This window comes from Klebsiella sp. TF21-TM (genome assembly GCF_019753495.1).
Classification (GTDB): domain Bacteria; phylum Pseudomonadota; class Gammaproteobacteria; order Enterobacterales; family Enterobacteriaceae; genus Klebsiella; species Klebsiella quasipneumoniae.
The window spans coordinates 41,925-63,252 of sequence record NZ_JAIJYL010000003.1 but is presented as its reverse complement, the minus strand read 5'-3'; the positions used below and the strand labels follow the sequence as shown (position 1 = coordinate 63,252).

16 protein-coding genes are annotated in these 21,328 nt (G+C 60.4%); 10 read left to right on the top strand and 6 right to left on the bottom strand.

Translation table 11 applies throughout. The features are described from left to right. Window positions 1-74 precede the first annotated feature (74 nt). Entirely contained in the window at window positions 75-3,365 is a 3,291-nt protein-coding gene (gene pulA, locus K5R89_RS03845; protein ID WP_217259207.1) for a pullulanase-type alpha-1,6-glucosidase, read from the top strand. A gap of 255 nt (window positions 3,366-3,620) precedes the next feature. Next, a complete protein-coding gene (gspB, locus tag K5R89_RS03840) occupies window positions 3,621-4,175 on the top strand; it encodes a type II secretion system assembly factor GspB (RefSeq protein ID WP_217219890.1) in 555 nt (184 codons plus the stop codon). 42 nt (window positions 4,176-4,217) lie between these two features. On the opposite strand, the gene gspS is transcribed toward gspB, so the two are convergent. Both gspS and K5R89_RS03830 read right to left on the bottom strand, forming a co-directional pair. After that, window positions 4,218-4,592 (bottom strand): type II secretion system pilot lipoprotein GspS, encoded by a 375-nt coding sequence (gene gspS, locus K5R89_RS03835; protein ID WP_023292031.1) that lies wholly within the window; start codon window positions 4,590-4,592, stop codon window positions 4,218-4,220. 62 nt (window positions 4,593-4,654) lie between these two features. Then, the gene (locus K5R89_RS03830; RefSeq protein ID WP_072096638.1) at window positions 4,655-4,816 is read right to left on the bottom strand and encodes a hypothetical protein; all 162 of its coding nucleotides are present in this window, start codon (window positions 4,814-4,816) and stop codon (window positions 4,655-4,657) included. A 363-nt stretch (window positions 4,817-5,179) separates the two neighbouring features. On the opposite strand from K5R89_RS03830, the gene mrcB reads away from it, so the two are divergent. The 5 genes from mrcB to fhuB all read left to right on the top strand — a co-directional run bounded on the left by mrcB (window position 5,180) and on the right by fhuB (window position 13,892). Next, window positions 5,180-7,738 carry a bifunctional glycosyl transferase/transpeptidase gene (gene mrcB, locus K5R89_RS03825; protein ID WP_023292032.1) on the top strand — a complete coding sequence of 853 codons (2,559 nt, stop codon included), beginning with the start codon at window positions 5,180-5,182 and terminating at the stop codon, window positions 7,736-7,738. A 234-nt stretch (window positions 7,739-7,972) separates the two neighbouring features. After that, window positions 7,973-10,180 (top strand): ferrichrome porin FhuA, encoded by a 2,208-nt coding sequence (gene fhuA, locus K5R89_RS03820; protein ID WP_048296727.1) that lies wholly within the window; start codon window positions 7,973-7,975, stop codon window positions 10,178-10,180. Between the two features lie 45 nt (window positions 10,181-10,225). Then, complete coding sequence (fhuC, locus tag K5R89_RS03815; RefSeq protein ID WP_004204431.1) at window positions 10,226-11,023, top strand: Fe3+-hydroxamate ABC transporter ATP-binding protein FhuC; 798 nt, start codon at window positions 10,226-10,228, stop codon at window positions 11,021-11,023. Continuing rightward, window positions 11,023-11,913, top strand: a complete 891-nt coding sequence (gene fhuD, locus K5R89_RS03810; RefSeq protein ID WP_023292035.1) for a Fe(3+)-hydroxamate ABC transporter substrate-binding protein FhuD — start codon at window positions 11,023-11,025, stop codon at window positions 11,911-11,913. Before fhuC ends, fhuD begins: the two co-directional genes overlap by 1 nt. Continuing rightward, complete coding sequence (gene fhuB, locus K5R89_RS03805; protein WP_180263709.1) at window positions 11,910-13,892, top strand: Fe(3+)-hydroxamate ABC transporter permease FhuB; 1,983 nt, start codon at window positions 11,910-11,912, stop codon at window positions 13,890-13,892. The genes fhuD and fhuB overlap by 4 nt, the downstream gene beginning before the upstream one ends. Window positions 13,893-14,114: 222 nt before the next feature. Here the strand turns inward: fhuB and hemL are convergent, their stop codons facing one another. After that, a complete protein-coding gene (gene hemL / locus K5R89_RS03800; RefSeq protein WP_217259208.1) occupies window positions 14,115-15,395 on the bottom strand; it encodes a glutamate-1-semialdehyde 2,1-aminomutase in 1,281 nt (426 codons plus the stop codon). Window positions 15,396-15,575: 180 nt separating this feature from the next. Between hemL and clcA the strand changes: the two genes are divergently transcribed. Both clcA and erpA read left to right on the top strand, forming a co-directional pair. Further along, the gene (gene clcA, locus K5R89_RS03795; protein ID WP_217219888.1) at window positions 15,576-16,994 is read left to right on the top strand and encodes a H(+)/Cl(-) exchange transporter ClcA; all 1,419 of its coding nucleotides are present in this window, start codon (window positions 15,576-15,578) and stop codon (window positions 16,992-16,994) included. Window positions 16,995-17,075: 81 nt separating this feature from the next. Then, entirely contained in the window at window positions 17,076-17,420 is a 345-nt protein-coding gene (gene erpA, locus K5R89_RS03790) for an iron-sulfur cluster insertion protein ErpA (RefSeq protein WP_002889275.1), read from the top strand. 82 nt (window positions 17,421-17,502) lie between these two features. Here the strand turns inward: erpA and K5R89_RS03785 are convergent, their stop codons facing one another. Genes K5R89_RS03785 through mtnN form a run of 3 tightly spaced genes read right to left on the bottom strand, consistent with a single transcriptional unit; the run spans window position 17,503 to window position 19,657 of the window. Beyond that, complete coding sequence (locus K5R89_RS03785; protein ID WP_023292038.1) at window positions 17,503-18,129, bottom strand: TRIC cation channel family protein; 627 nt, start codon at window positions 18,127-18,129, stop codon at window positions 17,503-17,505. 36 nt (window positions 18,130-18,165) lie between these two features. Continuing rightward, the gene (gene btuF / locus K5R89_RS03780; protein ID WP_217219886.1) at window positions 18,166-18,966 is read right to left on the bottom strand and encodes a vitamin B12 ABC transporter substrate-binding protein BtuF; all 801 of its coding nucleotides are present in this window, start codon (window positions 18,964-18,966) and stop codon (window positions 18,166-18,168) included. Further along, on the bottom strand, window positions 18,959-19,657 hold the full coding sequence (mtnN, locus tag K5R89_RS03775; protein WP_023292040.1) for a 5'-methylthioadenosine/S-adenosylhomocysteine nucleosidase: 699 nt from the start codon (window positions 19,655-19,657) through the stop codon (window positions 18,959-18,961). Before mtnN ends, btuF begins: the two co-directional genes overlap by 8 nt. An 83-nt stretch (window positions 19,658-19,740) precedes the next feature. On the opposite strand from mtnN, the gene dgt reads away from it, so the two are divergent. Beyond that, a complete protein-coding gene (gene dgt, locus K5R89_RS03770; RefSeq protein ID WP_023292041.1) occupies window positions 19,741-21,255 on the top strand; it encodes a dGTPase in 1,515 nt (504 codons plus the stop codon). Window positions 21,256-21,328: the final 73 nt, after the last annotated feature.

Here is a 21,328-nt window from a genome sequence, read left to right as displayed (position 1 = left end):
CTAATTAGCGCGCTGTAAAGATATTCATCCTTTCTTACCTTTTATAATTTAATAAGCATATTAGGGACTATCGAATGCTCAGATATACCTGTCATGCCCTATTTCTTGGATCGTTAGTATTATTGAGTGGCTGTGATAACAGCTCTTCCTCCTCTTCCTCTGGCTCACCTGGCGAACCCGGTAATCCTGGCACGCCCGACCCGCAGGATGTCGTCGTCCGTTTACCGGACGTTGCCGTCCCTGGCGAAGCGGTACAGGCCTCTGCCAACCAGGCTGTCATTCACCTCGTCGATATCGCCGGCATCACCAGCAGCGCGCCGGCCGACTATGCCAGCAAAAACCTCTATCTGTGGAATAACGAAACCTGTGATGCGCTGAGCGCGCCGGTGGCGGACTGGAATGATGTCAGCACCACGCCGACCGGCAGCGACAAATATGGCCCTTACTGGGTGATCCCGCTGACTAAAGAGAGCGGGTGTATCAACGTGATCGTCCGCGATGGCACCAATAAGCTTATCGACAGCGACCTGCGCGTCTCTTTCAGTGATTTCACCGATTGGACGGTATCGGTCATCGCCGGCAACAGCGCGGTCTATGACTCCCGCGCCGACGCCTTCCGCGCCGCCTTTGGCGTGGCGCTGGCCGATGCGCACTGGGTCGATAAGACCACTCTGCTGTGGCCGGGCGGGGAAAATAAACCCATTGTGCGTCTCTATTACAGCCACAGCAGTAAGGTGGCCGCCGACAGTAACGGCGAATTTACCGATAAGTATGTCAAGCTGACCCCGACCACCGTCAGCCAGCAGGTGAGCATGCGCTTCCCGCATCTCGCCAGCTATCCTGCCTTTAAGCTGCCGGATGACGTCAACGTCGAGGAATTGCTGCAGGGCGAGACGGTGGCGATATCCGCCGAAAGCGACGGGATACTGAGCTCCGCCACCCAGGTGCAGACCGCCGGCGTGCTGGATGATACCTATGCCGCCGCCGCCGAGGCGCTGAGCTATGGCGCCCAGCTAACCGATAGCGGCGTGACCTTCCGCGTCTGGGCGCCCACGGCGCAGCAGGTCGAGCTGGTGCTCTACAGTGCGGACAAGAAAGTGGTTGCCAGTCACCCGATGACCCGCGACAGCGCCTCCGGCGCCTGGTCCTGGCAGGGAGGGAGCGACCTGAAAGGCGCGTTCTACCGCTACGCGATGACGGTCTACCACCCGCAGTCGCGCAAAGTCGAGCAGTACGAAGTGACCGATCCCTACGCCCACAGTTTGTCGACCAACTCGGAGTACAGCCAGGTGGTCGATCTGAACGACAGCGCGCTGAAGCCGGAAGGCTGGGACGGGCTGACGATGCCGCACGCGCAGAAAACCAAAGCTGACCTGGCGAAGATGACGATCCACGAATCGCATATTCGCGATCTCTCCGCCTGGGATCAAACCGTTCCTGCGGAGCTGCGCGGTAAGTATCTGGCGCTCACCGCCCAGGAGAGCAATATGGTCCAGCATCTGAAGCAGCTGTCGGCCTCGGGCGTGACCCATATTGAGCTGCTGCCGGTCTTCGATCTGGCGACGGTCAATGAGTTCAGCGACAAAGTCGCCGATATTCAGCAGCCGTTCAGTCGCCTGTGCGAGGTCAACAGCGCGGTGAAGAGCAGCGAGTTCGCGGGCTATTGCGACAGCGGTTCGACGGTTGAAGAGGTGCTGACTCAGCTGAAGCAGAACGACAGTAAGGATAACCCGCAGGTGCAGGCGTTGAATACGCTGGTGGCGCAGACCGACTCCTATAACTGGGGCTACGATCCGTTCCACTACACAGTACCGGAAGGATCCTACGCCACCGACCCGGAAGGCACGGCGCGCATTAAAGAGTTCCGCACCATGATTCAGGCGATCAAGCAGGATCTGGGAATGAACGTCATTATGGACGTGGTGTACAACCACACCAACGCCGCCGGCCCGACCGACCGCACCTCGGTGCTGGATAAGATCGTCCCCTGGTACTATCAGCGTCTGAACGAAACCACCGGCAGCGTGGAATCGGCCACCTGTTGCTCCGACTCGGCGCCAGAGCACCGGATGTTCGCCAAGCTTATCGCCGATTCACTGGCGGTATGGACCACCGATTATAAGATCGATGGCTTCCGCTTCGACCTGATGGGCTACCACCCGAAAGCGCAGATCCTCTCGGCCTGGGAACGCATTAAAGCGCTGAACCCGGATATCTACTTCTTTGGCGAAGGCTGGGATTCCAACCAGAGCGATCGCTTTGAAATTGCCTCGCAAATCAATCTCAAAGGCACCGGGATCGGCACGTTCTCCGATCGTCTGCGCGACGCCGTGCGCGGCGGCGGACCGTTCGACTCCGGCGATGCATTGCGCCAGAACCAGGGCGTGGGCAGCGGGGCCGGCGTTCTGCCGAATGAGCTGACCACCCTGACCGACGATCAGGCGCGCCATCTCGCCGATCTGACCCGTCTCGGCATGGCCGGTAACCTTGCGGACTTCGTGCTGATCGACAAAGACGGCGCGGTGAAGAGAGGCAGCGAGATTGATTATAACGGCGCGCCTGGCGGCTACGCGGCTGATCCGACGGAAGTCGTGAACTATGTGTCAAAACACGACAACCAGACGCTGTGGGACATGATCAGCTACAAAGCCGCTCAGGAGGCGGATCTCGACACCCGCGTCCGGATGCAGGCGGTGTCGCTGGCCACGGTCATGCTCGGCCAGGGGATCGCCTTTGACCAGCAGGGCTCGGAGCTGCTGCGCTCCAAATCCTTTACCCGCGACTCGTATGATTCCGGCGACTGGTTTAACCGCGTGGATTACTCCCTGCAGGACAACAACTACAACGTCGGTATGCCGCGCAGCAGCGATGATGGCAGCAACTATGACATCATCGCCCGCGTGAAGGACTGGGTGGCCACCCCGGGTGAAGCCGAGCTCAAGCAGATGACCGCGTTTTATCAGGAGCTGACCGCGCTGCGTAAGTCATCTCCGCTGTTTACCCTCGGCGACGGCGCGACGGTGATGCAGCGTGTGGACTTCCGCAATACCGGCGCCGATCAGCAGACCGGTCTGCTGGTGATGACCATCGATGACGGGATGCAGGCTGGCGCCAGTCTGGACAGCCGCGTCGACGGCATCGTGGTGGCGATTAACGCCGCTCCGGAAAGCCGGACGCTGCAGGATTTCGCCGGCGCATCGCTCCAGCTGAGCGCCATCCAGCAGGCGGCGGGCGACCGTTCGCTGGCCAGCGGCGTGCAGATTGCCGCTGACGGCTCGGTCACGCTGCCGGCCTGGTCGGTTGCCGTTCTCGAATTGCCGCAGGGCGAATCGCAGGGCGCCGGCCTGCCGGTGAGCAGTAAATAACGTGACGTGGGGCGCCCGTAAGGGCGCCTCTGGCTGATGACAAACCTGGTTTGATATTGTGCCGCCTTTCTGCCGGGTGGCGGCTTTCGCCTTACCCGGCCTGTGAAGGACTGCAATATCAAACCGTTATGCAGTTAGCTGTAGGCCCGCGCAAGCGCAGCGCCGCCGGGCAATCCCTGAAGATTGCGCTTTGTCAGCCGTTTGGGGCGCCCGTAAGGGCGCCTTCTCGTTATCGTGAGGGAACAGGAGATCGTGGTGATTGTTCGTGATGACAGTGAAAGAGGGATCCCCCCGTTGGTGGCGCATCAGCCGCCTTCCGCGCAGGCGGACGCGCCGGTGATCCGCGGCCGGATGGTGCAGATCCCAGGCTGGATTATCCCGCTGTACGCCGGATTATTATTCGCGCTCGGCTGGTTTGGCGGCGAGCAGTGGCGTCATCCGGCACCGCCGCAACCGCTGCCCTTGCCGGTGGCGCATGCGGCGCTTCTGCCGTTAACCGCTGCCGGAGAGGCCGCGCCAAAGACGCCGCCGCCGGCGACAAAACCCAGCGCGCCCGCCGCGCCGGTGGTGGACAGCGATACGCTGCCGCCTCTGCGCTATAGCGCGCATGTCTACGCCTCGTTAGCGGAAAAGCGCAGCATTGTGTTAAATGGCAAAGCGTGGACGGAGGGCGACTCCCCGCTGCCCAATCTGGTGGTGGAGCAGATCCAGCAGGATGTGACGATCTTTAGCTTCAACGGCACGACCTTTACCCTCGCGGCGCTGGAGGACTGGCCCGGGGGGAAAATTGACGAGGAGCCGAAAGGCTAATAAGGGGCACGCGCAATAAAATGCGCGTTGAAGATATTTTGCTTAGTCGCCGCGCAGGCTGGCAATAAAGGGAGCAAGCTGGCGATTAAATTGACTGCACTGCGCGGCTTCCGGGGTGCTGTCCTGTAAAAGCTGTTGGTAAAGCCGGTCGCTATTTTGGCTTAACGTTGCCGGGTCAATATTTCCCCAGCCGCGCGCTTTGCCGACATTCACCGCCGCGCGATAAATAGCTTCATCGGCGGGCAGATCGCTACGATTACATTTATTCTTGAGATAGCGCGTTCCTGCCGCCACGGACGAGAGCTGCTCGAGCTGCGCCTGGCTACTGATGGCCGGACTGAGCGTTGAGGCGGGTTTCTGTTGGCAGCCAGAGAGCACGGCCACCACGCAAAGCGGAAATATAAGCGGAATGCGCATAGTAGAGTAATCAAAATAATGAATCACTGGCCGCTAGTTTAACAAATATTTCCCTGGTGTCATCATAAAATATGATTCTGCATAAATGTTAACAGGCTCTCATTTTTATTGGCAGAAACTCGATTAATCCCCTTTACTTCTTTCAGTAATAAATATTGGCGGCCGGAAAATATATTTTCTGCGGCAGATGATGTCGCCGCATTTGGCGTCAGGGCGAGCGTCATTTTTTATGTTATTAAAAAACATACTCTTTCCCATCTTGTTACGTGAGTACGAGGTAAAATGCTGGTTAAGAATGTCGCATTTTAGTGCTATCCTGTATGCCCTGAACATTACGTGCTATGTTCTGACTCATTCTGCCAGTGATGCGTTTAACACAATGATTTTATGGTGAATTTTTATTGTTAGTATCATGTGAAACGAAGCAAACCAACCCTTTGAAAGGTGGGCGGCGCGTTCTGCCCGCCAGCAGGTTGTCGTCCCGAGGGTAAGCAGCCAGGACGTTAATTTGAGAGATTTCTTCTTCCTCTGAACAGGGGAAGTATTGAGAATCAGGCCTTTGCGCCTGAACGTTGCGGAGAAAAAGCATGGCGGGAGATGACCGCGAGCCTATCGGACGTAAGGGAAGACCCTCACGTCCGACAAAACAGAAAGTCACCCGTCGCCGGGTCCGGGAAGAGGACTACGACGACGAGTATGATGACGATGATTATGAGGATGAGAAACCGGTGCCGAGAAAAGGCAAAGGCAAAGGTGGTAAGCCTCGTCGTAAGCGCAGCTGGCTGTGGCTGCTGGTCAAGCTGGGGATTGTCTTCGCGGTGCTGATTGCCGCCTATGGCGTCTACCTCGACCAGAAAATCCGCAGCCGCATTGACGGTAAAGTCTGGGAGCTGCCGGCCGCGGTCTATGGCCGAATGGTGAACCTTGAGCCGGACATGCAGATCAGCAAAAACGAGATGGTGCGTCTGCTGAACGCCACCCAGTATCGTCAGGTCAGCGCGATGACGCGTCCCGGCGAATATACGGTGCAGGCCAACAGCATCGAGATGATCCGCCGTCCGTTCGATTTCCCGGACAGTAAAGAAGGGCAGGTGCGCGCGCGTCTGACCTTCGACGGCGACCATCTGGAAACCATCGAGAATATGGATAACAACCGCCAGTTCGGTTTCTTCCGCCTCGATCCGCGACTTATCACCATGCTGCAGTCGCCGAACGGCGAGCAGCGTCTGTTCGTGAAGCGCAGCGGCTTCCCCGACCTGCTGGTGGATACGCTGCTGGCGACCGAAGACCGCCACTTCTACGAGCACGATGGTATCAGCCTCTATTCCATCGGCCGTGCGGTGCTGGCGAACCTGACGGCAGGCCGGACGGTGCAGGGGGCAAGTACCCTGACCCAGCAGCTGGTGAAAAACCTGTTCCTCTCCAGCGAACGCTCCTACTGGCGTAAAGCCAACGAAGCGTACATGGCGCTGATCGTCGACGCCCGCTACAGCAAGGATCGCATCCTTGAGCTGTATATGAACGAGGTGTACCTCGGTCAGAGCGGCGATAACGAAATTCGCGGCTTCCCGCTGGCCAGCCTGTACTACTTTGGCCGTCCGGTGGAAGAGCTGAGCCTCGACCAGCAGGCGCTGCTGGTGGGGATGGTGAAAGGGGCCTCGGTCTATAACCCGTGGCGCAACCCGAAACTGGCCCTTGAGCGACGCAATCTGGTGCTGCGTCTGCTGCAGCAGCAGCAGGTCATCGACCAGGAGCTGTACGACATGCTGAGCGCGCGTCCGCTGGGCGTGCAGCCGCGCGGCGGGGTGATTTCACCACAGCCGGCGTTTATGCAGATGGTGCGTCAGGAGCTGCAGGCGAAGCTGGGCGATAAAGTGAAAGATCTCTCCGGCGTGAAGATCTTCACGACCTTCGACTCGGTGGCGCAGGATGCCGCGGAAAAAGCGGCCACCGAAGGGATCCCGGTACTGAAGAAACAGCGCAAGCTGGCAGATCTGGAAACCGCCATGGTGGTGGTGGACCGCTTTACCGGTGAAGTGCGGGCGATGGTCGGCGGCGCGGAGCCGCAGTTCGCCGGCTACAACCGTGCGATGCAGGCCCGCCGTTCGATTGGTTCTCTGGCCAAGCCGGCGACCTATCTGACCGCGCTGAGCCAGCCGAACCAGTATCGCCTGAATACGTGGATCGCCGATGCGCCAGTGACTATTCGCCTGTCCAACGGCCAGACCTGGTCGCCGCAGAACGACGATCGTCGCTTCAGCGGCCAGGTGATGCTGGTGGATGCCCTGACCCGTTCGATGAACGTGCCGACGGTTAACCTCGGGATGGCGCTGGGCTTGCCGGCGGTGGTCGATACCTGGACCAAACTGGGGGCGCCGAAGAATCAGCTCAACGCCGTGCCGGCGATGCTGCTTGGCGCGCTGAACCTGACGCCAATTGAAGTGGCCCAGGCCTTCCAGACCATCGCCAGCGGCGGCAACCGTGCGCCACTCTCCGCCCTGCGGTCAGTGATTGCGGAAGATGGCACGGTGCTGTATCAGAGCTATCCGCAGGCGGAGCGCGCGGTGCCTGCCCAGGCGGCCTACATGACGCTGTGGACCATGCAGCAGGTGGTGCAGCGCGGGACGGGGCGTCAGCTGGGCGCGAAGTATCCGGGCCTCCATCTGGCGGGGAAAACCGGGACCACCAACAATAACGTCGATACCTGGTTTGCCGGGATCGACGGTAGCCAGGTGACCATCACCTGGGTGGGTCGCGATAATAACCAGCCAACCAAACTGTACGGCGCCAGCGGTGCGATGTCGATTTACCAGCGTTATCTGGCGAACCAGACGCCAACGCCGCTGGTGCTGACGGCGCCTGAAGACGTGGTCGACATGGGCGTGGACAGCAACGGCAACTTCGTCTGCAGCGGCGGTATGCGTTCGCTGCCGGTGTGGACGACGCAGCCGGATGCGCTGTGCCGCCAGGGCGAGATGATGCAGCAGCAGCAGTTGCAGCAGCAGGAAGCGAACAACCCGTTCAATCAGTCCGGGCAGCAGCAGCCTCAGCAGCAACAGCAGCAACAGCAGCAGCAGCCGCCGAAGCAGCAGGAGAAGAGCGACGGCGTCGCGGGCTGGATCAAGGATATGTTCGGCAGTAACTGATTTAAGCCCTAAGACCAGACCCCTTAAGACGAAAGTATTAAGGGGTTTTTTTATGCCTGTAAAAAAGTTAACGGCTCTTTAACTCCATAATAACTATCTGGTTATTAATTCAGCCTTCAACCCGCAGCGACAGGCATATCGCTTGCCTTGCCTTCAACGTTTCGCCTATTATATCGCCCGTCATAATAATAATTCTCGTTTACGTTATCATTCACTTTCATCAGAGATATACCCATGGCGCGTCCAAAAACTGCTCAGCCAAACCACTCGCTGCGTAAAGTCGCAGCTGTAGTAGCCACGGCGGTTAGCGGCATGTCTGTCTACGCACAGGCAGCAGAACAACCGAAGCAAGAAGAAACCATTACCGTCGTTGCCGCCCCGGCCGCCCAGGAAAGCGCCTGGGGACCGGCGCCGACCATCGCGGCGAAACGCTCCGCCACGGCGACGAAAACCGATACCCCGATAGAAAAAACGCCGCAGTCTGTGTCGGTGGTGACGCGCCAGGAGATGGAGATGCGTCAGCCGACGACGGTAAAAGAGGCGCTTTCCTATACGCCAAGCGTCTTCTCCACCCGCGGCAGTTCGACCACCTATGACGTGGTCACCATTCGCGGCTTCACCACCTCGACGACCGTCAACACCAACCAGTATCTGGACGGCATGAAGCTGCAGGGGAATAACTACTCTGAAGTCTCCATGGATCCTTACTTCCTGGAGCGCGTGGAAGTGATGCGCGGGCCAACCTCGGTGCTGTACGGCAACAGCAACCCGGGCGGTATCGTCAGCATGGTCAGCAAACGCCCGACCACCGAGCCGCTGAAAGAAGTGCAGTTTAAGATGGGCACCGACAATCTGTGGCAGACCGGGTTTGACTTCAGCGACGCCATTGATGATGCCGGCGTCTGGTCCTACCGCCTGACCGGTCTGGGCCGCAGCCAGGATGCCCAGCAGCAGATGGCGAAATCGACCCGCTACGCGGTGGCGCCCTCCTTTAGCTGGCGTCCGGACGATAAAACCGACTTCACCTTCCTGAGCAACTTCCAGAATGATCCGGATGCGGGCTACTACGGCTGGCTGCCGCGCGAAGGCACCGTGGTGCCGTATTACGACGCCAACGGTAAGGCGCATAAGCTGCCGACCGATTTCAACGAAGGCGAGGCGGATAATAAAATCTCCCGCCGCCAGAAGATGGTGGGCTACAGCTTCTCCCATCAGTTCGATGACACCTTTACCGTGCGGCAGAACCTGCGCTATGCCGATGTGCATACGCTCTATCGTTCGGTGTACGGCAACGGCTATGTCGCGCCGGGCTACATGAATCGCGCCTATGTGCGCTCCGACGAGCACCTGAACACCTTCACCGTTGATACTCAGCTGCAGTCTGATTTCGCCACCGGCGCGGTTAACCATACCCTGCTGACCGGCGTGGACTACTCGCGGATGCGTAACGATGTGGATGCCGACTACGGGACGGCGGATCCCATCAGCATGAACAATCCGCAGTACGGCAATCCGAATATTCAGGTCACCTTCCCGTACGCGGTGCTCAACCGGATGGAGCAGACTGGCCTGTACGCGCAGGATCAGATGGAGTGGGATAAATGGGTGATGACCCTGGGCGGCCGTTACGATTACGCCACGACCTCAACGTTAACCCGCGCCACCAACAGCCTGGCGGAGAACCACGACCAGCAGTTCAGCTGGCGCGGCGGCATCAACTACCTGTTCGATAACGGTATCTCTCCGTACTTCAGCTACAGCGAATCGTTTGAACCGGTATCGGGATCCAGCAGCAGCGGTAAGCCGTTCGATCCGTCGCGCGGTAAGCAGTATGAAGCCGGCGTGAAATATGTGCCGAAAGATATGCCGGTGGTGGTCACCGCGGCGGTCTATCAGCTGACCAAAGACAAGAACCTGACGGCGGATCCGGCTAACCAGGCGTTCAGCATCCAGACCGGCGAAATCCGCTCCCGCGGCCTTGAGCTGGAGGCGAAGGCGGCGGTGAACGCCAATATTAACGTCACCGCAGCCTACAGCTACACCGATGCGGAGTACACTCACGATACGGTGTTCAACGGTAAACGTCCGGCGGAAGTGCCGCGTAACATGGCCTCCCTGTGGGCGGATTATACCTTCCACGAAACCGCGCTGAGCGGTCTGACGATTGGGGCCGGGGCGCGCTATATCGGTTCAACGGTCAGCTACTACAAAAATGACACCAGCACCGGTAAGAAAAATGATGCCTTTAGTGTGGCCGGTTATGCGCTGATGGATGCGACGGTGAAATACGATCTGGCGCGCTTTGGCCTGCCGGGCTCGTCGGTCGGCGTCAACGTCAACAACCTGTTCGACCGCGAATATGTCTCCAGTTGCTACAGCGAATACGCCTGCTACTGGGGGGCCGGACGTCAGGTCGTCGCCACCGCCACCTTCCGTTTCTAACCACCTACGGGCGCGGTTCGCCGCGCCCTTTATCAGGTTATCGCTATGCAGGAACAGACTCCGCACGCAGAAACCACCTTCGCGCTGGATCGCGTCACTTTCCGTGTGCCTGGCCGCACGTTGCTCCATCCGCTCTCGCTCACCTTCCCGGCCGGAAAAGTCACAGGCCTGATCGGCCATAATGGCTCCGGCAAGTCGACGTTACTGAAAATGCTTGGCCGCCATCAGCCGCCTTCCGCAGGCGATGTGCTGCTGGACGGCCAGCCGCTGGAGAGCTGGGGCAGCAAAGCCTTTGCCCGCAAAGTGGCCTATCTGCCGCAGCAGCTGCCGCCGGCCGAAGGTATGACGGTGCGCGAGCTGGTGGCGATCGGCCGCTATCCGTGGCACGGCGCGCTGGGTCGCTTTGGCGCGGCGGACCGCGAGAAAGTGGAAGAGGCGATTGCGCTGGTAGGGCTGAAGCCGCTCGCCCATCGTCTGGTGGACAGCCTCTCCGGCGGCGAACGCCAGCGGGCGTGGATCGCCATGCTGGTGGCGCAGGATAGCCGCTGCCTGCTGCTCGATGAACCCACCTCGGCGCTGGATATCGCCCATCAGGTTGATGTCCTCGCGCTGGTGCATCGTCTCAGCCAGCAGCGCGGGCTGACGGTGATCGCCGTCCTGCACGACATTAATATGGCGGCCCGCTACTGCGACTATCTGGTGGCCCTGCGCGGCGGGGAAATGATCGCCCAGGGGACGCCGGCGGAACTGATGCGCAGCGACACCCTGGAACAAATCTACGGCATCCCGATGGGGATCCTGCCGCACCCGGCCGGCGCGGCGCCGGTAAGCTTTGTCTATTGATGATGGCCCCGACTCAGATAACCCGACGTCGCCTGCTGACCGCGATGGCGCTCTCGCCGCTGCTGTGGCAGATGCGCGGCGCGCAGGCGGCGAACGTTGACCCGCAGCGTGTGGTCGCCCTGGAGTGGCTGCCGGCGGAGCTCCTGCTGGCGCTGGGCGTCACGCCTTACGGCGTGGCCGATATCCCTAACTATCGCCTGTGGGTGAACGAGCCCGCGCTGCCCGACTCGGTGATCGATGTCGGTTTGCGCACTGAACCCAATCTTGAGCTGCTGACGCAGATGAAACCGTCGTTTATCGTCTGGTCAGCAGGCTACGGCCCGTCGCCGGAGAAGCTGGCGCGTATCGCCCCCGGTCGCGGATTCACCTTTAGCGACGGCAAACGCCCGCTGGCGATGGCTCAGCGCTCGCTGCTGGAGATGGCTGACCTGCTGGGCAAACCGCAGCAGGCTCAGCGCCACCTGGCGGAGTTTGAGGCGCTGATGGCGAGCCTGAAGCCGCGCTTTGCCGGACGCGGCGACCGTCCGCTGCTGATGATCTCCCTGCTCGATCCGCGCCACGTTCTGGTGTTTGGCGAAAACTGCCTGTTCCAGGAGGTGCTTGACCGCTTTGGTATTAAAAACGCCTGGCGCGGCGAAGCGGCGTTCTGGGGCAGCGTTAGCGTTGGCATCGACCGGCTGGCGGCGTTTAACGAGGCCGATGTGATCTGTTTTGATCATGGTAACGAGCGGGAGATGACCCAGCTGCTGGCGACCCCGCTGTGGCAGGCGATGCCGTTCGTGCGCGCGGGGCGCTTCCAGCGCGTTCCGGCGGTGTGGTTCTATGGCGCGACGCTGTCGGCGATGCATTTTGCCCGCGTGCTGGCCGAGGCCCAGGGGAGTCCGGCATGAATACGCGTATTTCACCGTTAGCCAGTATCCTGCTGGCCGCGCTGCTGGTTGCCGCCTTCGCGTTGAGTATCGTCAATCTCAATGTCGCCTTGCCCTATGCGCAATGGCGGCAGGCGCTGCGGCAGCCGGATAGCGATCAGATTGCCCAGATGCTGTTTCATTACAGCCTGCTGCCGCGGGTGGCCGTTTCACTGCTGGTGGGGGCCGGGCTGGGACTGGTCGGCGTACTGTTCCAGCAGGTGCTGCGCAATCCGCTGGCGGAGCCGACCACCCTTGGCGTCGCCACCGGCGCGCAGCTGGGGATAACGGTCACCACGCTGTGGGCCATCCCCGGCGTGCTGGCGTCGCAGTTTGCCGCGCTGGCCGGGGCCTGTCTGGTGGGGGCGCTGGTGTTTGGCGTCTCCTGGGGCAAGCGTCTGTCGCCGGTAACGCTGATCCTGGCGGGCCTGGTGGTCAGCCTCTACTGCGGGGCGCTTAACCAGCTGATGGTGATTTTCCATCACGACCAGCTGCAGAGCATGTTCCTGTGGAGCACCGGGACGCTGACGCAAACCGACTGGAGCGTGGCGCAGCGCCTGTGGCCGCAGCTGCTGGGCGGGGCGATACTCACCCTGCTGCTGCTGCGTCCGCTGACTCTGATGGGGCTCGATGACGGGGTGGCGCGCAACCTGGGGCTGGCGCTGTCTCTGGCGCGCCTCGGCGCCCTGACGCTGGCGATCGTGATGAGCGCGCTGCTGGTCAACGCGGTCGGGATTATCGGCTTTATCGGCCTGTTCGCGCCGCTGCTGGCGAAAATGCTCGGCGCCCGTCGACTGCTGGCCCGGCTGCTGCTGGCGGCGCTGATCGGCGCGCTGCTCCTGTGGCTTTCCGATCAGGTGATCCTCTGGCTGAGCCGGGTATGGCGGGAAGTCTCCACCGGCTCGGTCACCGCCCTGATCGGCGCGCCGCTGCTGCTGTGGCTGCTGCCGCGGCTGCGCAGCATCAGCGCCCCGGTGATGAACGGCGGCGATAATGTGCAGCCTGAGCGCTATCACGTGCAATGGTTTGTTCTCGGGGGCGTCGCGTTGCTGCTGCTGGCGATGAGCGTGGCGATGGCCTTTGGTCGCGATGCCCACGGCTGGCTGTGGGCTCACGGCGATCTGCTGGAGCAACTGCTGCCCTGGCGCTGGCCGCGGGTGCTGTCGGCGCTGTTCGCCGGGGTGATGCTGGCGGTCGCCGGCTGTATTATCCAGCGCCTGACCGGCAACCCGATGGCCAGCCCGGAAGTGCTGGGCATCAGCTCCGGCGCCGCCTTTGGCGTGGTGCTGATGCTGTTCTTCGTGCCTGGCGACGCCTTTGGCTGGCTGCTGCCGGCCGGGAGCCTTGGCGCGGCGGCCACTTTGCTGATCATTATGCTGGCCGCCGGACGGGGCGGTTTCTCGCCGCATCGGATGCTGCTGGCGGGGATGGCGCTCAGTACCGCCTTCACCATGCTGCTGATGATGCTGCAGGCCAGCGGCGATCCGCGCATGGCGCAGATCCTGACGTGGATCTCGGGGTCGACCTACAGCGCGACGCCGGAGAGGGTGGTACGCAGCGGCGCGGTGATGCTGGTCCTGCTGGCGCTGGCGCCGCTCTGTCGCCGCTGGTTAACCATCCTGCCGCTGGGCGGGGAGGCGGCGCGGGCGGTGGGCATGGCGCTGACGTCATCGCGGATTGTTCTGCTGCTGCTGGCGGCCTGCCTGACGGCGGCGGCGACGCTGACCATCGGCCCGCTGAGCTTCGTCGGGCTGATGGCGCCGCATATTGCGCGCATGATGGGCTTCCGGCGAACGCTGCCGCATATGGTGATCTCCGGACTGACTGGCGGGCTGCTGCTGGTCTTCGCCGACTGGTGCGGACGGATGATCATGTTCCCGTACCAGATCCCGGCGGGGCTGTTGTCGACCTTTATCGGCGCGCCGTACTTTATCTATTTGCTGAGGAAGCAGAGCCGCTAACGATCCCGATGGCCTCAACATCCCCGGTGGCGCTAGTGCTTACCGGGGCTACAGTGCTGTGCGATTTGGTAGCCCGGATAAGGCGCAATGCGCCGCATCCGGGAAAATCCCCGGTGGCGCTAGTGCTTACCGGGGCTACAGTGCTGTGCGATTTGGTAACCCGGATAAGGCGCAATGCGCCGCATCCGGGAAACTCCCTGCGTCACCAGGCATTCAAGCACCTTACAGTTTGGCAAATACCCGACGCGCGGCGTCGATGGTATTGTCGATATCTTCTTCGCTGTGGGCGACGGACATAAAGCCAGCCTCAAACGCTGACGGCGCCAGGTACACGCCTTCCTCCAGTATCAGATGGAAGAAGCGCTTGAAGCGTTCGACATCGCACTTCACCACGTCCTGATAGCAGGTGACGGTTTCGGCATCGGTAAAGAAGATGCCGAACATGCCGCCGACGTTATTGACCACCAGCGGGATCCCGGCGTCACGCGCCGCATCCAGCAGGCCTTGCGCCAGCTGGTTGGTCAGCTCGGTGAGGGTTTCATGCACGCCCGGCTGCGCCACTTCGCTTAAGCAGGCGAAGCCGGCGGCCATGGCGATCGGGTTACCGGAGAGGGTTCCGGCCTGGTAGACCGGACCGGTGGGCGCCAGCGCGTCCATCACCTCGCGACGGCCGCCGAAGGCGCCTACCGGCATCCCGCCGCCGATGATTTTCCCGAGACAGGTCAGATCCGGCTCCACGCCGTAATAAGCCTGCGCGCCCGCCAGCGCCACGCGGAAGCCGGTCATCACTTCGTCGATGATCAGCAGGGCGCCAAATTCGTCGCACAGCGCGCGCAGGCCCGGCAGGAACTCCGGCTGCGGCGGTATGCAGTTCATATTCCCGGCGACCGGCTCGACGATGATGCAGGCGATATCCTGCGGATACTGCTCGAACGCCGCGCGCACGGAGGCGAGGTCGTTATACGTGCAGGTCAGGGTATGTTTGGCGAAATCAGCCGGCACGCCCGGCGAGTTCGGCTGGCCGAGGGTCAGCGCGCCGGAACCGGCTTTCACCAGCAGGCAGTCGGCATGGCCGTGGTAGCAGCCTTCGAACTTGATGATCTTGTCGCGGCCGGTGAAGCCGCGCGCCAGGCGAATCGCGCTCATGGTGGCTTCGGTACCGGAGTTCACCATGCGCACCATATCCATGGTCGGCACCAGCTCGGTCACCAGCGCCGCCATTTTTACTTCCATTTCGGTCGGCGCGCCAAAGCTCAGGCCGCGGGACGCCGCCTCGATCACCGCGTTGCGGATCGCCGGATGGTTGTGGCCCAGCACCATCGGACCCCAGGAGCCGACATAATCGATATAGGCTTTCCCATCCACGTCATAGAGGTAAGCGCCATCCGCGCGTTCGATAAACAGCGGGGTGCCGCCGACGCCGGTGAAGGCGCGGACCGGCGAGTTAACGCCGCCGGGGATCAGTTCACGCGCGGCGTGGTACAGATTTTCAGATTTGCTCATGGCCAGGGTCCTGGTTCGTGAAAAATGTTTTATCGGCTATTCTAAGTTATTCCAGGATGGTTATGAAAGTTTTGCCCAATTGAAACAATGTGCCGCAAGGGCATTTTTTTGACGACGCAGCGCGCCGGGGCGGCTAAAATGCCTCTCTCTTCATTTGTATTACCAATAATTGATAATGGCATGAAAGCAGAAACTCCCTCTTTTGAAGCACATCAGTTCGTGCGGGTGCGTCGCGGCGATGCGGTGCGCCGGTTGATTCAGCGCGATAAAACGCCGCTGGCGGTGCTGTTTATGGCGGCGGTGGTCGGCACGCTGGCCGGGCTGGTGGGCGTGGCGTTTGAAAAGAGCGTGAACTGGGTGCAGAACCAGCGGATCGGCGCGCTGGCGCAGGTGGCGGATCACTGGTATCTGGTCTGGCCGCTGGCGTTTATCTTGTCGGCGCTGCTGGCGATGGTCGGCTATTTCCTCGTGCGCCGTTTTGCGCCGGAGGCTGGCGGATCGGGGATCCCGGAAATCGAAGGGGCGTTGGAGGAGCTGCGGCCGGTTCGCTGGTGGCGCGTGCTGCCGGTGAAATTCATCGGCGGCATGGGGACCCTGGGCGCCGGAATGGTGCTGGGACGCGAGGGGCCGATGGTGCAGCTTGGCGGCAACATTGGACGTATGGTGCTGGATATTTTCCGCATGCGCAGTCCGGAAGCGCGGCACACGCTGCTGGCGACCGGTGCGGCGTCGGGGCTCTCAGCGGCCTTTAACGCGCCGCTGGCCGGTATCCTGTTTATCATCGAAGAGATGCGCCCGCAGTTCCGCTACAACCTGATCTCCATTAAAGCGGTATTTACCGGCGTGATCATGTCGAGCATTGTGTTTCGCATTTTCAACGGCGAGGCGGCAATTATAGAGGTGGGCAAGCTGAGCAATGCCCCGGTGAATACCCTGTGGCTGTACCTGGTGCTGGGGATGCTGTTTGGCTGCTTTGGTCCGCTGTTTAATTTTCTGGTGCTACGCACCCAGGATCTGTTCCAGCGCATTCACGGCGGCCACATCAAAAAATGGGTGTTAATAGGCGGGGGCATCGGCGGGCTTTGCGGCCTGCTGGGGCTGATGCAGCCCTCCGCGGTGGGCGGTGGCTTTAACCTGATCCCCATCGCCGCCGCCGGTAACTTCTCAGTCGGTTTGCTGCTGTTCATCTTTATTGCCCGCGTGGTGACCACGCTGATCTGCTTCTCTTCCGGCGCGCCGGGCGGCATTTTCGCCCCGATGCTGGCGCTCGGCACGCTGCTGGGCACGGCGTTCGGCATGGCGGCTATTCCGCTGTTTCCGTCCTACCATCTCGATGCCGGCACCTTCGCCATCGCCGGCATGGGGGCGCTGCTCGCCGCCTCGGTGCGCGCGCCGCTGACCGGGATTGTGCTGGTGCTGGAGATGACCGATAACTATCAGCTCATTTTGCCAATGATTATTACCTGCCTTGGCGCAACACTACTGGCGCAATTCCTCGGCGGTAAGCCTTTGTATTCGACCATTCTGCAACGTACTCTGGCGAAGCAGGAGGCCGAGCAGGCGGCAAAAGCGCAGCAGGCACCCCGGGAGAATACTTGAACGATTTACCAGGGTATTAGATAATGGCTCAAAAGGTCCGGTTATTCTTTAACCGGCCGGAAGTATCAATGGGAGCAAAAAATGAGTGATGACGTAGCGTTGCCGCTGGAGTTTACCGAAGCCGCAGCCAATAAAGTAAAACACCTGATTGCGGATGAAGATAATCCGAACCTGAAACTGCGCGTGTATATCACCGGCGGCGGTTGCAGCGGTTTCCAGTATGGCTTCACCTTCGACGATCAGGTGAACGAAGGGGATATGACCATTGAGAAACAGGGTGTCGGCCTGGTGGTTGACCCGATGAGCCTGCAGTACCTGGTCGGCGGCTCTGTCGACTATACCGAAGGGCTGGAAGGTTCGCGCTTTATCGTGACCAACCCGAACGCGAAAAGCACCTGCGGCTGCGGGTCCTCGTTCAGCGTTTAAAGCGAGCGCGGCAGGGGGCTTTTTCTCGCAGCGAGAGGGCGCCAACGCTAAAAACGGTAACCTCAGGGTTACCGTTTTGCTTTTATGACCGTCCGTTATCGTCCAGGGCAAATGTCGGCAGCTTCAGGTGCCAGCGGATCGCCGCCAGCCGGATCGCCAGGGTCACCACCATCCCCATCATCGCCGAATTCTCCAGCGGGAGATGGAAGGTGTCGTGCGCGGTGGCGTGGACAATGCCGCCGACAATACAGGCGGTGGCGTAGATCTCGGTGCGCAGAATCATAGGAATTTCGCGCGCCAGCACGTCGCGGATTATCCCGCCGCCAACGCCGGTCACCACCCCCATGCATACCGCTACCAGCGGGCCGCTGCCGGCGAGAAAGGCTTTATTCACGCCGATGCCGACAAACACCGCTAAACCGACGGCGTCGAGCACCGGCAGGATCCATTTCGGCAGCCGGCGCGGCTGGCGGACCAGCAGGATGGTCAGCATGCTGGTGACCATTGCCACCACCAGATCGGTGGGATCTTTGACCCAGAATACCGGGCCATTCGCCAGCGCCATGTCGCGGATGGTTCCGCCGCCCACCGCCGTCACCACGCCTAACACCAGCACGCCAAACGGGTCCATGCGTAATTTTCCGGCCAGCAGAACGCCGGAGATCGCGAAAACGGCCGTGCCAATAATATCCAGCCAATAGACAAGCATCGTTGATTCCCACTGAACATCCGCTTTACCGGATGGTTATTTTACCTGGTCGAGCGCCGCACAAAGTTGTTTGGCGGCGAGGATAATACGTGGGCTTGCGCGTTCAAACCAGTCGCTGTGTAACGCAATCAACGAAATGGTGAGCTGATGTTGCCAAAAGCGCTGCGCCTCGGCGATGCGGCTGGCGTCGCCGGTCAACACAATCGCCTGCGGCTGACGGGCCAGCACCTGTTCGCGGCTCACCTGCGGCCAGGGAACGCGGCTGGCGGCAAAGATATTCTCGCCGCCGCACAGCCTCAGCACCTGATCCTGAATCGAGCCGGGGCCGCTGGTGAACAGCGGGGCGGAACCGAACTGCAGGAAGACGCGTTTCTTCGGCGCGCTGGCATAGCGCGCTTTCAGCGCATCGTATTCCTGCTGCATCGCCTGCGCCGCCTGCTGCGCTTTTTCCGGCTGCGGGCTCCACTTCGCCAGTTGACGCAGGGTGGCGATGATCTCTTCGATGGTCGAAGTCTGCACCCAGAGGACGTGGATACCCAGCGACTGCAGCTGGTTAACCTGACGTTCGGCATTACCGCCGCGCCAGGCCAGCACCAGGTCTGGCTTTAACGCTACGATGCGCTCCAGGTTCATCCCCTGCCAGCTGGCAACCTGCTCAATCGTTTTGGCCTGCGGCGGATAATCGGAATAGCTACTGACGCCGACCGGCGTGATCCCGGCGGCAAAGGCCAGTTCGGTATTGGCGGGAGAGAGGGTGATCACCCGCGGCGCGGCCAGCAGCCACGCCGGGGCGAGTAACAGCAGCGCGGCAAGCGCGAAGGAGAGCGACTTAGCCACGTGCCAGGTTCTGGACCAGATTCTCCACCATCAGGGTGGACTGTCGGGCGGCGACCGCAAGGAACTCCTCAAAGCTGAGGTGAGACTGCTGGTCGGCCACATCGGAGATGGCGCGAACCACCACGAAGGGAACCTTAAAGTTATGGCAAACGTGAGCGATAGCGGTCGCTTCCATTTCCACAGCGATCGCCTGCGGGAAATTATGGCGGATCTTCGCCAGACCGACAGAGCCGTTAATGAAGGCATCGCCGCTGACGATCAGGCCGCGAACGGCATTGAGATCTAACGCGTTAATGCAGCTCTCCGCGGCGGCCACCAGTTTTTCGTCCGCTTTAAAGCCCGCCGGGCAGCCAGGCAGCTGGCCGTACTCATAACCGAAGGCGGTGACGTCGGCGTCGTGGTAGCGCGCTTCATCGGAGACGACGATATCGCCGACCTTCAGCGTCGACGCCAGGCCGCCGGCTGAGCCGGTATTAATGATCACGTCAGGCTGGCAACGCTCCAGCAGCAGGGTCGCGCCCATCGCCGCCGCCACTTTCCCGATACCAGACTTCAGCAGCGCGACGTCAACGCCGTGAAGTTGGCCGGTATAGATTTCGCTCCCGCCAATAGTGATAGTCTGGCGGTTTTCGATTTTGTCGCGCAGAAGGGTAACTTCCTCTTCCATAGCGCCAATAATGCCAATTTTCATAGATTTACTCGCGATGTGTCAGGTTTAGTTGCATAGTCTATCATGCGCTTAAGGGGAAGCGTATTGCTCGCGCGGGAGAGGCTATGGCAAAGATTGATTTTCGCAACAAGATAAACTGGCGTCGACGCTTCCGTTCGCCGCCGCGTGTCGAGACGGAGCGCGACATCCTGCGGATCTTCGAAAGCGATCGGGGACGGATCGTCAACTCGCCGGCCATCCGTCGCTTACAGCAAAAAACTCAGGTCTTCCCGCTGGAGCGCAACGCAGCGGTGCGTACCCGTCTGACCCACTCGCTGGAGGTGCAGCAGGTGGGGCGTTATATCGCCAAAGAGGTACTGAGCCGGCTGAAAGAGCAGAGGCTGCTGGAAGAGTATGGCCTGGAAGAGCTGACCGGGCCATTCGAGAGCGTCGTGGAGATGGCCTGCCTGATGCACGATATCGGCAACCCGCCGTTTGGCCATTTTGGCGAGGCGGCGATTAACGACTGGTTCCGCCAGCGTCTGGCGCCCGGCGATGCGCTCGGGCAGCCGCTGACCGACGATCGCTGTGAAGTGCAGGCATTACGCCTGCAGGAGGGGGAAACGTCGCTTAACGCGCTGCGCCGCAAAGTGCGCCAGGATCTCTGCTGCTTTGAGGGCAACGCCCAGGGCATTCGTCTGGTCCATACGCTGATGCGCATGAATCTGACCTGGGCGCAGGTCGGCTGTATTCTGAAATATACTCGTCCGGCGTGGTGGTCCGAGGCGACGCCAGCCAGCCACAGTTATTTAATGAAGAAGCCTGGCTACTATTTAGCCGAAGAGGAGTATGTGGCGCGCCTGCGTAAAGAACTGGATCTGGCGCCTTACAATCGGTTCCCATTAACCTGGATTATGGAAGCCGCGGATGACATCTCATATTGCGTCGCGGATCTCGAGGACGCGGTGGAAAAACGTATTTTCAGCGCTGAGCAGCTTTATCAGCATCTTTACGACGCCTGGGGCAGCCATGAAAAAGGATCGTTATTCTCGCAGGTGGTGGAAAATGCCTGGGAGAAATCACGAGCCAATTCCCTGAAGCAGAGCGCGGAAGATCAGTTTTTTATGTATTTGCGGGTGAACACGCTGAATAAGCTGGTGCCCTACGCGGCGCGCCGATTTATTGACAACCTGCCGGCCATCTTTACGGGCGACTTTAATCATGCGCTGCTCGAGGACGATAGCGATTGCAGTCAGCTGCTGGAGCTTTATAAAAATGTAGCGATTAAACAGGTGTTTAGCCATCCGGATGTCGAGCAGCTGGAATTGCAGGGCTACCGGGTGATCAGCGGCCTGCTGGATATCTATCAGCCGCTGCTGAAATTATCACTGGAGGATTTCAGCGAATTAGTAGCGCAGGAGCGGGTACGGCGTTTACCCATTGCCTCCCGGCTGTATCAGAAACTTTCAACCCGCCACCGGCTGGCCTATGTGGAAGCGGTAAATAAGCTCGCGCGCACAGCGCCTGAATTTGCGCTGATGGAATACTATTATCGCTGCCGTCTGATTCAGGATTATATCAGCGGGATGACGGATTTATATGCGTGGGATGAATATCGACGACTGATGGCGGTGGAATAGGCTGGAGTTTTGTAAAGATGGACAATAAATTTTTACTTTTTCCAGAAACTTAATTCCGGAACTTAGCGCTATA

Coding starts and splice junctions, on each gene's coding strand:
- pulA (WP_217259207.1), top strand. CDS start 75: ATGCTCAGATATACCTGTCATGCCCTATTTCTTGGATCGTTAGTATTA.
- gspS (WP_023292031.1), bottom strand. CDS start 4,592: ATGCGCATTCCGCTTATATTTCCGCTTTGCGTGGTGGCCGTGCTCTCT.
- K5R89_RS03830 (WP_072096638.1), bottom strand. CDS start 4,816: ATGACGCTCGCCCTGACGCCAAATGCGGCGACATCATCTGCCGCAGAA.
- mrcB (WP_023292032.1), top strand. CDS start 5,180: ATGGCGGGAGATGACCGCGAGCCTATCGGACGTAAGGGAAGACCCTCA.
- fhuA (WP_048296727.1), top strand. CDS start 7,973: ATGGCGCGTCCAAAAACTGCTCAGCCAAACCACTCGCTGCGTAAAGTC.
- fhuC (WP_004204431.1), top strand. CDS start 10,226: ATGCAGGAACAGACTCCGCACGCAGAAACCACCTTCGCGCTGGATCGC.
- fhuD (WP_023292035.1), top strand. CDS start 11,023: ATGATGGCCCCGACTCAGATAACCCGACGTCGCCTGCTGACCGCGATG.
- fhuB (WP_180263709.1), top strand. CDS start 11,910: ATGAATACGCGTATTTCACCGTTAGCCAGTATCCTGCTGGCCGCGCTG.
- hemL (WP_217259208.1), bottom strand. CDS start 15,395: ATGAGCAAATCTGAAAATCTGTACCACGCCGCGCGTGAACTGATCCCC.
- clcA (WP_217219888.1), top strand. CDS start 15,576: ATGAAAGCAGAAACTCCCTCTTTTGAAGCACATCAGTTCGTGCGGGTG.
- erpA (WP_002889275.1), top strand. CDS start 17,076: ATGAGTGATGACGTAGCGTTGCCGCTGGAGTTTACCGAAGCCGCAGCC.
- K5R89_RS03785 (WP_023292038.1), bottom strand. CDS start 18,129: ATGCTTGTCTATTGGCTGGATATTATTGGCACGGCCGTTTTCGCGATC.
- mtnN (WP_023292040.1), bottom strand. CDS start 19,657: ATGAAAATTGGCATTATTGGCGCTATGGAAGAGGAAGTTACCCTTCTG.
- dgt (WP_023292041.1), top strand. CDS start 19,741: ATGGCAAAGATTGATTTTCGCAACAAGATAAACTGGCGTCGACGCTTC.